7 protein-coding genes are annotated in these 14,310 nt (G+C 48.5%); 5 read left to right on the top strand and 2 right to left on the bottom strand.

The annotated features are described in order from the left end of the window. The first annotated feature begins 46 nt into the window (after positions 1–46). Both NG792_RS02390 and NG792_RS02395 read left to right on the top strand, forming a co-directional pair. The gene (locus NG792_RS02390; RefSeq protein ID WP_261234374.1) at positions 47–5,779 is read left to right on the top strand and encodes an alpha-2-macroglobulin family protein; all 5,733 of its coding nucleotides are present in this window, start codon (positions 47–49) and stop codon (positions 5,777–5,779) included. Between the two features lie 117 nt (positions 5,780–5,896). Then, positions 5,897–6,514 carry a Uma2 family endonuclease gene (locus NG792_RS02395; RefSeq protein WP_261234375.1) on the top strand — a complete coding sequence of 206 codons (618 nt, stop codon included), beginning with the start codon at positions 5,897–5,899 and terminating at the stop codon, positions 6,512–6,514. Positions 6,515–6,699: 185 nt separating this feature from the next. Here NG792_RS02395 and NG792_RS02400 read toward each other — a convergent pair whose 3' ends face one another. Beyond that, the gene (locus tag NG792_RS02400) at positions 6,700–9,615 is read right to left on the bottom strand and encodes an amino acid permease (RefSeq protein ID WP_261234376.1); all 2,916 of its coding nucleotides are present in this window, start codon (positions 9,613–9,615) and stop codon (positions 6,700–6,702) included. Positions 9,616–9,716: 101 nt separating this feature from the next. Here NG792_RS02400 and NG792_RS02405 point away from each other — a divergent pair, with 101 nt between their 5' ends. From NG792_RS02405 to dnaB, 3 genes are all read left to right on the top strand, one after another. Then, complete coding sequence (locus tag NG792_RS02405; RefSeq protein ID WP_261200221.1) at positions 9,717–9,899, top strand: hypothetical protein; 183 nt, start codon at positions 9,717–9,719, stop codon at positions 9,897–9,899. A gap of 396 nt (positions 9,900–10,295) precedes the next feature. After that, entirely contained in the window at positions 10,296–10,754 is a 459-nt protein-coding gene (rplI, locus tag NG792_RS02410) for a 50S ribosomal protein L9 (protein WP_261200220.1), read from the top strand. Between the two features lie 142 nt (positions 10,755–10,896). Beyond that, positions 10,897–13,539, top strand: a complete 2,643-nt coding sequence (gene dnaB / locus NG792_RS02415; protein ID WP_261234377.1) for a replicative DNA helicase — start codon at positions 10,897–10,899, stop codon at positions 13,537–13,539. Between the two features lie 546 nt (positions 13,540–14,085). Here the strand turns inward: dnaB and NG792_RS02420 are convergent. Further along, a partial coding sequence (locus tag NG792_RS02420) for a hypothetical protein (protein WP_317619488.1) occupies positions 14,086–14,310 on the bottom strand: 225 nt, incomplete at its 5' end.

A 14,310-nucleotide genomic window follows, 5' to 3' on the forward strand; every position in this document is an offset into this window, starting at 1 on the left:
ACTCCAGAATATCTGCTCATATCCTTAATTCTTTTTGGTGATAAAAATGCGTCTAATCCGTAGAACTTGGACGTGGTTTATTTTAGGTCTGCTACTCTCATTCACCATAGCAGCCTGTAATTTCTTTCAAACGGCTTCACCCATTAAACAACTTCCGGCAGTAGCACCCCTGGCGACTCCTCAACTTCCCAACTGGATCGAGGAGATTTCCCCCACCGGAGAAGCCGAACCCTTAGCGCAAATTTATATCCGGTTTAAAGACCCAGTAATTCCCTTAGAAAGTCTCGATTCACCGGAACAAACCGCTAAACTCAGCCAATTTCAAATCACCCCGGAACTCCCCGGGCAATTTAGATTTTTAACCCCGCGCATGGTCGGATTTCAACCCGATGAAGCCCTGCCTAAAGCAACGCGAATCCAAATCACCCTCAAAGCGGGTTTAGCTGATTTAAACAATCATCAACTCAGCCAGGATTTAGCCTGGACATTCAACACCGAACCGATTAAACTCACCAATTTACCCACCAGTGACCCTCCTGATCAATATGCCGAACCCCAATGGATTGACCTGAAACAACCCCTGGAATTTACCTCTAACGTGCCGCTGAATCTCAATTCTGTTAAACAGCACGTTAAATTAGTTCCCGTAGGTAGCAGCGAAGGGGTTTCCCTCCAAGTGGCTGCCTTGGAATCTGAGGACGCTTTGACGGCAAATTCAGCTTTAGCATTTGACCCTTCCCTCCGCACTTGGGACTATCAAATTACCCCCCAACGTGACCTGGAAAAAGGCACAGCTTATCGGGTGGAATTTTCCCCGGGCTTAGAACCAGCAAGGGGAAATTTAGTCAGCGATCGCCCCTTTAATAGTGAAGTCAAAACCTATGAGGCCCTGCAATTTCAGGAAATGGAATTGCAGGGAAAACCGGAGATGGGATTTGCTTACGGGCGCTTTGTCAACGGCGCACCCCAGTTAAAGTTTAATAACTGGATTGACCCCGCATCGGTGGAAAATCAAATCACCCTTAATCCCCCACCCAAATCTGAACCACCTCTCATTCAAACTTATCCAGATTCTAACCTTATTAATCTCAATCCTTGGGCATTGGAACCGGCGACCCAATATGCTATTACTATTGGAGCGGATGTTAAAGATAAATACGGTCAAACCCTAGGAAAACCCATCACCTTAAACTACCAAACCGGAGATTTAGCCGCCGAAATCTGGGCCCCTTCAGACTTAAATATTTTTCCGACAAGCAAAGATTTAGAGTTGACAATTTCGGCGGTTAACCTGCCTGATTCTGCCTATAAAGCCGCCTATCGCATTGTCGAACCCCGGGATTTAGTCTTTACTGATTCTGCTTATCCCCGAGGGAATGAAACCGACTTGTTACCCGATCCGAGTAACTGGCAAAGTTTCCCCATTTCATCTCCTCCTAAAAATCAAACCGCTACGGTGGCCATTCCCTTGCGAGAACGCCTAGGCAGGACCACGGGAATGTTAGCCTATGGGATTCGGGGACGGACCAATTCTTATCAAGAAAACGGCCAACAAAAATGGAGTGAACCGACCTATTATGGCATGGTTCAGTTCACAAATTTAGGCGTATTTGCCCAATGGTTTCCAGATACGGGACTGGTGAAAGTTAATCACCTTTCTGATGGCGCTGCCGTTAGCGGTGCAAAAGTGGATATTTATCAATCTCAAACCGATGCCACCACGCGATCGCCACAAACCCCTTGTGCCACAGGAACCACCAATGCTACAGGACTTTTCGTCTTGAATTCTCAACAGGTGCAACGCTGCAACCAGGGTGCAGAGGAACCCCCGCAATTACTCGCGATCGCCCGTCAAAACCAAGATTGGGCCTATACCCGAATTTGGCAATATAGCGGCACTTATGGATACGGAATCGATGGCGGATGGAATCCCGGAAGACCCCTCTCTCGCGGGACTATTTTCAGCGATCGTCAACTCTATAAACCGGGCGAAACCGCTGAGTTCACCGCCGTTGCTTACTACCTGGAAAATGGCGACTTAATCCAGGACAAAAATGCCGCTTATACCGTTACCTTACGCGACCCAGAGGGCAATGAAACTGCCCTGAAAACTCAAAATACCAATGAATTTGGAACCTTTTCCTTAGAAGTTCCTATCGGTAGTGATCGGCCTTTGGGATACTATTCAATTGTCGCTAAATCTAACAACGATGTAGAAATTAAGGGGGAATTCCGGATTGCTGACTTTAAACCGCCCAACTTCCAAGTGCAACTGAACCTCGATAAAACTTACGCCCTGAGTAACGAAAAAATCCAGGCCAAAGCCGAGAGTGATTATCTGTTCGGTTCCCCGGTTGCCGGAGGCAGTGCCAAATATTACGTCACGCGATCGCCCGAGGAATTCACCCCTCCGGGTTGGCAAGAATTCACCTTTGGCCGCCAATGGTTTTGGCCGGAAGAACAACCAGAAATCCCTAGTGAAGTCCTGCAACAAACCGCTACCTTAGATAACAGCGGTTCCCATACCTTAACCCTTACCATTGACCGGGATTTACCCTATCCCATGACCTATCGGATTGATGCAGAAGTTACCGATATTTCTAATCTTTCCGTTGCCAATTCTCAAACCTTAACCGCCTTACCCAGCGACAAATTAATCGGAGTTAAAACTAACTTTGTCGCCGATGCCGGGAAACCCTTTTCCATCGAGGCGATCGTCACCGACCCCAGCGGAACTGCCGTCAATGGAGAAACCCTGCGGGTGGAACTGCAAAAAATGAATTACAGCAGCGTCACTCAGGTGGTGGCAGGCAGTCGGACCCCCCGCTATCAGGTGGAATATGAAACGATCGCCACGGAAACTGTCAAAACCGCCACTACCCCCAAAACCGTCTCTCTCACCCCTCCGGAAGCGGGTTCCTATCGGATTCGGGTCAACCTTGCCAACGCCAAAACCGACGCTACCGCCACCGATGTGCAAATTTGGGCCACGGGAACCGAAGGAGTGAGTTGGGGACAACGTAGCGATCGCGAGAACTTCCTAGAAGTCAAACTCGACAAAGATAGCTACAAACCCGGTGAGATTGCCACCGCCTTAATCCAGTCTCCCTACCCCGAAGCAGAACTCTACTTTGCCGTTGTGCGAGACAAACCCTTGTATCAAACTATCACCAAAGTGAATGGCGCTGCACCCCAAATCCAGTTTAAAGTCACCCCCGAAATGCTGCCAAATGCGGCAGTAGAAGCGGTTTTAGTCCGCCAAGGACCGCCCTTAGACCAAGTGGAACCAGCCAACTTGGAAGATTTGGTTAAAATCGGCTTTGCACCCTTTAAAACCGACTTAGGGGAGAAATATCTCACCGTCCAAGTTACCCCCACCCAAGCAACCGTGCAACCCGGTGCCCAGGAAACGGTCCAACTGCAAGTCACCGACAGGCAAAACCGTCCCGTCCAAGGCCAATTAACAGTTATGGTGGTGAATGAGGGTGTTTTACAACTCACGGGATATCGTCCGCCCAACTTAGTGGATACAGTGTATGCGGAACAACCAATTTCCACAAGCTGGAGTGATAACCGCTTCAATGTTGTGCTATCTCCCTTGAGTTCTCCTGTGCAAAAAGGCTGGGGATATGGAGGCGGATTTTCTGCCGGTTCAGGAAGTACCCGAATCCGCACTGAGTTTAAACCCTTGGCCTATTACAATGGGTCTGTGATGAGCGATCGCAACGGACGTGCGACCATTAACTTTAAACTGCCCGATGATTTAACCACCTGGCGAGTTATGGCCGTTGCCACCACCACGGATATGCGCTTTGGAAATGGAGAAAATACCTTTATCTCCAGTAAACCCCTGATGGCCACTCCCCTGTTACCGCAATTTGTGCGACCAGGCGATCGCTTTTCAGGCGGCCTTGCTCTCACTAATACCACAGAAGAAAAAGGCCGCTTACAAATCCAAGGGTCCGTGAGTGAGAATCTGAATTTTGCCGACAAAACCGCAACCACTCAGACCTTCCAAACCGAGGCTGCATCAGGAACCCGCGCCTATCGCTTCGATATGCAAGCCTCCACCCTCGGCGAAGGAACCGTGCGCTTTGTCAGTCAATTAAACCGCGAGGGAGATGCCTTCGAGGTTCCCCTATCCGTGAGACAGCTTCCTGTAAGTGAGAGCGTTATTGAGACCGGAACCACGGAAAACCGGGTTAATATTCCCCTGAGTATAGACAACAACGTGCTACCCAATGTCGGAGGATTGCAAATCGACCTAGCATCCAGCCTCATCCCCGAAATTACGGCCCCAGCGCGAGAGACATTATTCGAGGATAGCTTACCCTTTTTAGAACCGGCAGCCTCACAACTGGCCGTTGCTGCTAACCTGCAAATTCTCGGACAAAAGTACCGGCAAGCATTAGGAGAATTTAACCCACCGGAACAAGCCGCGATCGCTCTCGATCGCCTCCAAAAACTGCAGCAACCCGATGGCGGATTTGCTACCTATCCCGGACAAACCCAGTCCGACCCGTTCCTCACCGCTTATGCTGCCGAAAGTTTATCCCAAGGGAAAACAGCAGGATTTGCCGTGGATGAACCAATGCTCTCACGTCTGCGCGGATACTTACAAAAAACCCTCGCCAACCCGGGACAATACTCCTATTGCGACAGTCAATCCTGTAAAAACCGCGTCCGTCTCGGTGCATTAATGGCCCTCGCGGAACTGGGAGAACGGCGTAATGACTTTCTGGCGGATATATATGCCCAACGGAATGACTTAGATGCCGTCGCCCAAACCAAACTAGCGCGATATTTAGAACAATTCCCAGAATGGCGAACGGAAGCGCAGTCCCTCTCTAACCAGCTATTTGAAACGGTGGCTGAAACTGGGCGATCGGCTACCGTCAACCTCCCCCAAGGATGGGGATGGTTAAGTTCCCCCACCACCGCACAAGCACAAACCCTGCGCTTAGCGATCGCCCGGTCCGCGAACCCAACTATCCGCGATCGCCTCCTCCAAGGGTTACTCAACCAACGCCGGGAAGGAACCTGGGAAAATAGCTACGCCAACGCCGAAGCACTTTCTGCCTTAGTCGCCTATAGCAACAGTCAACCCACCCCCCCCAACTTCACCGCCACCGCCAACCTAGGCGGCAATACCCTAGAGTCGATGCAGTTCCAAGGGTATGACAATACCCGGCGATTTATCCAAGTGGCAATGGATAGCGTCCCCAAAGGAAAGAGTAATCTCACTTTAAATAAAACCGGAAATGGTACATTGCACTACCTCGTGGAATACGGATACCGATTACCCGGAAATCAGCCGGGACGGTATAACGGATTGCGAGTGCAACGGAACATCAGTCCGGTAGGAGGTGACAAGGCGATCGCCCAATTTGGATTAGCCAAACCGGATAAAAACCTCGTCGTTGCTGCCGGACAAGTGTTTGATATCGGGTTAGAAATCATCAGCGATCGGCCCGTCGATCATGTTGTGATTACCGACCCGCTACCCGCAGGATTTGAAGCCGTGGATACCAGCTTCCAGACAGCCACCTTCGCCGTCAAATCCGCACAAAGTAGCTGGGAAATTGGCTATCAGAACCTCTACAGCGATCGCATCGTCGCCTATGCCGATCGCCTGAAACCGGGAGTTTACACCCTGCATTATTTAGTGCGATCGGTGACCCCCGGTATCTACGAATGGCCCGGGGCTAATGTTCATCTACAATATGCCCCCGAAGAATTCGGGCGATCGGCCTCCTCTAGTTTGGAAGTGAAAGAGTAACCCCTAAAAACCAGCGGGAATTCAAACCCCCGCTGGTTTTTACCCCCGGTTTTTGCTAGGATAGTTCTAACCCTATAGGGCGTTATTCCTGTACTTTTTTTTATCCCTAAACTAGCCATGATTGCTGTCAAATCGGATCATCATATCAGTCCCGAAGAATACCTAGAACGCGAACGGCATAGCCCCATCAAACATGAGTATCTTGATGGTGACGTTTACGCAATGGCCGGAACCAGTACCAATCATAATATTATTAGTGGCAATCTTTATATTTTCTTGCGTAACGCGCTGCAAAACTCTGGCTGTCGTACCTACTTCGCCGACATCAAAGTAAGGATTGATGAAGGCAAACGCTTTTTTTACCCTGATGTACTGGTCAATTGCGACCCCACTGATAACCGGAATCTTGCCCATGTAGACACCCCAAAAGTCATCATCGAAGTGTTATCCGAATCCACCGAATCCTTTGACCGAGGTAAAAAATTCCAATATTATCGGAAGCTTTCGAGTTTACAAGATTATATCCTGGTCAGTTCTCAGGATTATGTAGTAGAAATATTTCACCGAATTGAAGGCGATCGCTGGGTGTTAGAAACCTATCAAGGATTATCGCAGGTTGCCCGAATTGAAAGCCTCGACCTCAACATTCCCCTGGCTGAAATCTACGCCACCCTAAACTTGACCCCCGTAGAAAATCCTGCCTCTGAAGAAGAAGAAAAAAAACCAGGCTTCTAATATCAAGTCCGGGGGATTAACCTAAAAAAACAGTTCTTCCTCTTCTTCCCCATCCGGGCAAAGGATGGGGGTTGAGGGGTGAGGTCAGTAGGGGTGAGCCAGTAAACATGATGTAAGACAATGCACTCCCCTGGCCTCTCCATTCATCGCCCCAGAAACCCTGTTTAAGGGAATTTTAGAGAACTTTAATCGATCGCACTGATCACTTCCGGTTGCGCCGCTTTTCTCACAGTTTTAACCGGGATTTCAATGATGAATTGCGCCCCTTCTCCCGGGTCCGAAGTACAATACAACCGCCCGCCATGTTTTTCTACCACAATTTGATAACAAATCGACAATCCTAAACCCGTTCCTTCGCCCACAGCTTTGGTGGTAAAAAAGGGGTCAAACAGGCGGTGTTGGATGTTTTCGGGGATTCCGGGCCCATTATCGGCGATCGTAATTCTCACCCAGTGCGAATCCAAGGCAGCGGTGTGAATTTTAATCCTGGGGGGCTGGACATCTCCCTGATCAGGAGTCAGGATAGCGGCTTGAGCCCGCTCATGAAGCGCATCGATCGCATTACTGATAATATTCATGAACACCTGGTTTAGCTGACTGGCGAAACATTCAACTTCCGGCAAATCACTATACTGCTCGATGATTTGAATGCGTGGATATTGAGCTTTGCCCTTGAGCCGGTTTTGCAAAATTAATAAGGTACTTTCAATCCCCTCATGAATATTAACTTTTTTCATGTCGGCTTCATCCATCCTTGAGAAATTCCTCAAAGTTAAAACAATTTGCCGAATCCGCTCGGCCCCTATTTTCATCGAAGCAATCATCTTGGGCAAATCTTCCGCCAAAAAATTAAGATCCATCTCTTCAATGAACGCCTCAATCTCTGGGTTTTGCTCAGGATAATAGTCTTGATAAAGACGAATTAATGCCAATAGATCCGTGGCATATTCGTTAATATAGGTTAAATTGCCATAGATAAAGTTGACCGGATTATTAATTTCATGGGCCACCCCAGCCACCAGTTGCCCCAGGCTGGACATTTTTTCCGTTTGAATCAGTTGGGACTGGGTGTGTTTGAGTTCCGATAAAGCGGTTTCCAGTTGATGCGCTTGTCGGGTAGCGGTGGCGGTGAGTTCTTCTTGGCGGGCAAATGCGGCTTTTAATTCCGCTTCGGCCTGTTTGCGTGGGGTGATATCTCGTAAAATCACGACATACTCGATTTGATCCCAATTGGTCCGAGAAGAAAGGGAGACTTCTACGGTTTTTTGGGCAAATGATTCTGCTGAAGATTGAGCCTCTGGGAAGGAGAGCGCCCTGGGGTTGACAACCTGCTCACAACGGGGATGCCAAAACTGGGGAGCATCCCTGAGTCCGGGTAAGAGTTGGGCCATCTTCACCCCGACTAAAGCTTGAGCCGAGACCCCAAATAGCTCACAAGCAGCAGGATTCGCCCGGGCGATCGCCCCATGCTTATCAATCACCATAATCGGATCGAGGGCCACCTTAAATAAGTGTTCCGTGGCTTCTTGGGCTTCCACAATTGAGGCAATTTGCGGCAAACTGGTCCAACAGGCGATCGCCACCCCGACTAAAGCAATACTCAGTAACAACAACACATATAGCTCACTGGCGACGGCTAAACCACTTTGATCAATCGCGGTTCGGACCACCCAGCCCACTGTTAACGCCCCACAGATTAAAAAGAGTAAAACACCGACTTGTAAAACATCAAAATTTTGGAACTGTCCGGAACGGCGAGGGCGATAGAGCGCTAACCACCACTCCACGCGAAATAAGCGAACAGAACGGCGTCGGATTAGCCCATCAACCCCGAGAATTGTGAGGGGGAGTAACAATCCCATCAGCCAATGGTGCCACCCCCAGGCGAGTCCGCCCACTACCATCACGAAACTTTCCACAATCAGGAAAAGCAAAGACCAGCGGGGCCATTTGACCTCTGGGCGATCGCGGTTGAGCCATAAACTCAAATGCACCGCCATCATCGACGAGAGATATCCCGTACCCGTCACCATCACCACATGAGCCACATCCCCCCCCAGCAGGCAAATTAAACTTAAGATAAAAGTGAACAATAACCCCGGTCCAAACACCCCCCGAGAGGACACGACCCCAAATACCGGGGCTATATACCCGTCCACAGCTAACTGATACAAAACCCGTGGGGAGTTAGAAATAGCCGTGGTTGAACTGAGCAAACATCCGGCGGAGAGGAGGAACGTCACCACTGTGGAAGCTGCTGATCCCCAAAAGGGTTGCGCCCCTGCGACTAAATGCAAAAATGTATTATTCTCTAAACTTGGGTCACCGGCTAAACGCATCAAAATCCATGAGCCACCCACATAGACAATCGGTAATAAAACCGCCGCAAAAGATAAGGTTTTAAGGGTGCTTCTCGGCTGCCGACTATCGGCGACAAAAGACGAGGCAGTTTCACAGCCATAGGCGGCATAAACTGCTACAAAAAACCACTTGGCCCATTCGACCAGGTTAAACTGGCCCCAATCCGTCGGTAAAATGCCCGGACTGACTGGCGCAAAGGTGAGCCAACCCAAGCCTTGCAAGCCAAAGGTGACTAAAAACCCCAGCGCCGGGATGATGAAACACAAGTGCAAGATGCCTAATGTGCGGGTGCCACTAAATGCGACAATATAGGGAATGACAGTAAATCCCAGCCGGAGCAGATTTTCGGGCAAGTCCAGACCGACCGGGTTTAAATTGGCAATCACCAAGTCGGAGAGAATGAGCGCATTCATGGGCGGTACGGAAACCCATCCCAGCCAATATCCGATCGCGCCATAACGCGCGGCGATGGGATATTTGGCCAACAGTCTGGCTGCATAATTGGGGGTTCCACCGGACATATCGGTCCAGCGCCTCCCCAAGTGTTGGACTTGGAAGTTCAGTAAAATGCCAATAATCGCCGCAGGAATCCAAACAAAAATGGCTTGCACTCCCAAAGCTGCATTCATCGCTGGTGCGGGTCCCAGCCATAATAAGAGTCCGCTTAAGCCAAAACCCCAAGTTTCTAAAAAACTTAAACTGCGTTTGAGTCGAACCAAGGGCAATGTTTGGGTTTCCATGTAAAAAGTGTCAATTTTGATAAATATCGGATCACGATAAGCGATCGTCCTATGTCTTTTCGCGATACCAAATCTCATATTTTAAGTGCTTCAGGCTGTAAATGAGCAACTCTGCTTGCTACGGCCTGATTAAGCGGCCCTTTTGGGGCGATCGCCTCCATCCGTTTATGCTTGCCTTGCTACTGAGTTTGGGTTCGGCGGTGGTGGCGGGGTGGGTTGCTAAAGGGTTAATTGAGTGGGGTCGCCCAGGGCGATCGCACTCAAATCAAGGCTCAAAAAACTAAGTCACTCAACCTAAGTATCCCCCAATAGCTTAAATTTTCAATGACTCGTTCCCCAAATAAATGGAGTCAGAACCGACAATTCTCATCCCCTAGAGCTGAAATAACCGCCAATCGTCAAGATTGTATGTATAAAATTATATACCCCCCTTAAAATTCCCGCCTCCAAAAACACTAAATCTGTTTTACTCAGTCTAGATAGCGTCTTTTAACTCCTAGGGTACAGACCCATCGAGTTTCGGTAAAGGTAAACCCCATAAGCGCCAGTTCTCCCCACCCCCAAATCACACCCCCTCCGTGAAAATCAGTGAAATCAGTGGTTAAAATCACACCCCCTCCCTATTGCCATCTGTCCCCAAGAAGCGTAAAATAGAGAGTTCTGACCGAACAGGAACCATTATGAGCAAACGAGTCCAAGTCGTACTAAGTCAAGATGTTAAAAAGCTGGGTAGATCCGGCGACCTCGTAGAAGTGGCCCCCGGTTATGCCCGGAACTACCTGCTACCCCAAGGCTTCGCCGTTCGTACCACCCCCGGTATTCTCCGTCAAGTGGAACGCCGCAGAGAACTAGAACGGCAGCGTCTGTTGGAAGAAAAACAACAGGCACAATCCCGCAAAACGGCCCTGGAAACCATTGGACGCTTTACCATCTCCAAATCTGTTGGGGAAGGGGATGCGATTTTCGGGACGGTTACCGATCGCGAAGTGGCGGAAGTCATCCAAGCTGCTACTAACGAAGAAATCGATCGCCGTGGGATTACCCTGCCTGCCATTAGCAAGACTGGGTTCTATAAAGCACAAATCAAATTACACCCCGAGGTTACCGCTGAAGTCGAAATTCAAGTGGTTGCGGGCTAAAAATCGGCGAGTCTCCCAGGCGGAATTTCTGTCATGCCTGGGTCAAAACCGTCTTGAGATTTGTACAATAGAAAAGACGCGATTTATTTCTAACCCAAGTAAATCGCGTCCAGTGCATCCAGACGAAAGCTGAGTACAAATCGTGGCTGAATCCTTAAACTTCCAAGGCTATAGCGATCGCCTCCCCCCGCAAAACATTGATGCGGAAGAAAGTATTTTAGGCGGAATTCTCCTCGACCCGGAGGCCATCACCCGAGTCCTAGACCGACTCCCGCCGGATGGATTTTCTATCACCGCCCATCAACAGATTTACAAAGCCGCAGTCGCCCTCCATTTCCAAGGCAAAGCCACGGATTTGATGACCGTCACCAGTTGGTTAGCCGACCATAAACTCCTCGAACAAGTCGGCGGACAAAGCAAACTGGCCCAACTCGTAGAACGCACGGTTTCTGCTGTCAATATCGACCAATATGCCGAACTGGTGGTAGATAAATATATGCGCCGCAAATTAATTCGAGGCGGACATCAAGTAGCTGAGTTAGGATTTGATACCACCACGGAATTAGCCACCCTCCTGGACAAAGCGGAACAAACCATTTTTAGCCTCACCCAGGACCGTCCGCAACAGGGTTTAGTTTCCATTTCAGAAACCCTGATTCACACCTTTGAAAACATCGAAATCCATCAACAAGGGTTAGCTTTACCGGGGTTAACTTGTGGGTTTTATGACTTAGATGCGATGACCGGAGGATTGCAGCGATCGGATTTGATTATTATAGCCGGTAGACCGGCGATGGGGAAATGCTTAGGGCATTTTTCTGAACTCATTTTAAGGGATGGCAGTGTAACCACCATTGAAGAAATATTTAAGCGTCGTCAGGCTGAACTCTTAACCTTAGCGGATAATTGGAAATTTACCTTTACTCAACCGTCTGCTTTTGTCGATGATGGTATTAAACCCGTCTTTCGGGTCAAAACTCGTTTGGGTCGGTACATTGAAACCACACTCACCCATCCTTATTTGACCATAAAAGGGTGGCGAAGACTTTCGGAACTCCAAGTCGGAGATAAAATTGCTGTCCCTCGGAAGTTAGAAGTATTTGGGACGGAAACCCTGCCGGAATATCAAGTCAAGCTGTTGGGATATCTGATTGGGGATGGTTGTTGTTTGACCGGAGACCAGCCCTGCTTTATGAATAGTAATCCGGCTATTTTGAATGACTTTGAACAAGCGGTTAGGACTTTACATAATACCCGCACCCTGAAGGGTGGGGCTATACGGACGAAGCCTGCCTTCGCAGGCTGCTCTATTAACGGTAATGGAAACATTTATGGAAGTGACGAGAAGTCTCAAAAACCCCTAACTTTGTGGTTGCAGGAATTAGGACTATGGGGGAAAAAGGCTGATGAGAAAGCGATTCCGCCGATTGTCTTTAAGTTAAAGCGATCGCAGATTTCTTTGTTTCTTAATCGCCTGTTTGCCACTGATGGATGGGCGTCGGTTCTTGCCAGTGGACAAGCTCAATTAGGCTTTGCTACGGTTAGCGAAAAACTGGCGCGCCAAGTTCAGCATTTGTTACTCCGGTTCGGCATTATTGCTGCTTTAAAATTGCGGTCTGTAAACTATAAACATAGCCGTCATCCCGCTTGGCAACTGGATATTACGGAATCGGAATCGATTAAAACCTTTATTGGGGAAATTGGCATCTTTGGCAAAGAAGCGGCGATCGCCAAGGTTGCGGAAGTTTTAACGACTCGGAAACCTCACGCCAACCGCGACTTAATTCCGGTGGAAATTTGGGAACAACTAGCAGAGGTGAAAGGGGATGAACCTTGGACGTTTTTAGCCCAACGCGCTGGCATTCAAGGCTATAGTAATATCCATGTGGGCAAACGCGCCCTGTCCCGGGAACGACTCTGGACTTTAGCCACTGCATTAGAAAATCTGCCGCTTCAGCAATTGGCTACCAGTGAGGTGTATTGGGATGAAATTGTGGCGATTGAATTCATGGGAGAACAGCAGGTTTATGACCTGACTATTCCGGAAACCCATAATTTTGTGGCTAATGATATTTGCGTTCATAATACCAGTTTTGCCTTGAATCTCGGGCGCAATATTGCCGAATTCCATAAATTACCTGTGGCGGTATTTAGCCTGGAAATGTCCAAGGAACAACTGGTGCAACGGATGCTGTCCGGGGAAGCGGGGATTGAGAGTAATCGACTGCGATCGGGACGGATTGCTCAGAATGAATGGGAAGCCTTAAGTATTGCGATCGGCAATCTCTCCGAGTTACCCTTGTTTATTGATGATACCCCCAATATTACGATTACCGATATTCGGTCCAAATGTCGGCGACTGCAAGCGGAACAGGGGGGTAAAATGGGATTGATTCTCCTGGATTATTTGCAGTTGATGGAAGGCAGTAGCCCTGATAATCGGGTGCAAGAGTTATCAAGAATTACCCGAGGATTGAAACAATTAGCCCGGGAATTAAATGTTCCAATTATTACTTTATCCCAACTCAGTCGCGGGGTAGAAGCGCGAACGAATAAACGACCGATGATGTCGGATTTACGCGAATCCGGTTCGATTGAACAAGACTCCGATATTGTCGTTATGCTCTATCGGGAAGAGTATTATAATCCGGATACCCCAGACCGGGGAATTGCGGAAGTGATTATTACCAAACATCGAAATGGACCAACGGGGACGATTAAGTTACTCTTTGACCCGCAGTTTACGAAGTTTAAGAATTTAGCCAGACCGCAACAACATTATTAAGCAGATTGAATCGATCCCATCTTTCAAAAATATTAAGCCTCTTGCAAAAACAAGGATTTCTCCCCCCAACTCCCTTTTTTTTAAGGCATTTTTTATAATTTTGCAAAAGGTCTATTATCTCCACCCCTAGTTTATGATTTAGAGAGGGAATTTACCACCATTGTAACAGTTAAATAAGCCTGGGGCTTAACACCGATTGAAGGGGGGAAGTTCTTTGCCGTAGTAGAAGCGATCGCTCCAAGTTTTACCCTCGCTAGTTTTGTGGAAGATAGCCTACTTGTTGCCCTTGTAACCGGCAGTGAAAAAGCCCGTTCAGTTAACAGAGTATGACTGGAACCTGACCTCACAAATAGTTCGCTATTAGGCAATATTCCCATGTACGGGACTATCAATACCCAACTACAGTGGGGTATTGATAGTTCACGAGTAGTCCTGGAATGCTTCGGTCAATTTTTTGAAGAATTTCCCACTCTTAGGGAACTCCCTTAAGATGTGATTACCTGGCTTGGACCCGGAAAAATGGAGGCGATCGCCCCCAACTTTCCCCTAAATCATCACAATATCCACAGGAGTAATCCTCGTGGCGTCCACATTATTTAAAGCGACCAAAAGTTCACCCCCCACAGAAATATTAGTAACCCCGGTTGCTTGAGTAATACTCAATTGCTCAACGGTTAATCCCTCCGCCAATCCCAGGCGGTCAATTCCCACTTCAAAATCAACCACAAAGTTAATGCCATCCCCTTGGCGAGAGACAAAGATATCCTGTCC

This window comes from Laspinema olomoucense D3b (assembly GCF_025370785.1).
GTDB classification, from domain to species: domain Bacteria; phylum Cyanobacteriota; class Cyanobacteriia; order Cyanobacteriales; family Laspinemataceae; genus Laspinema; species Laspinema olomoucense.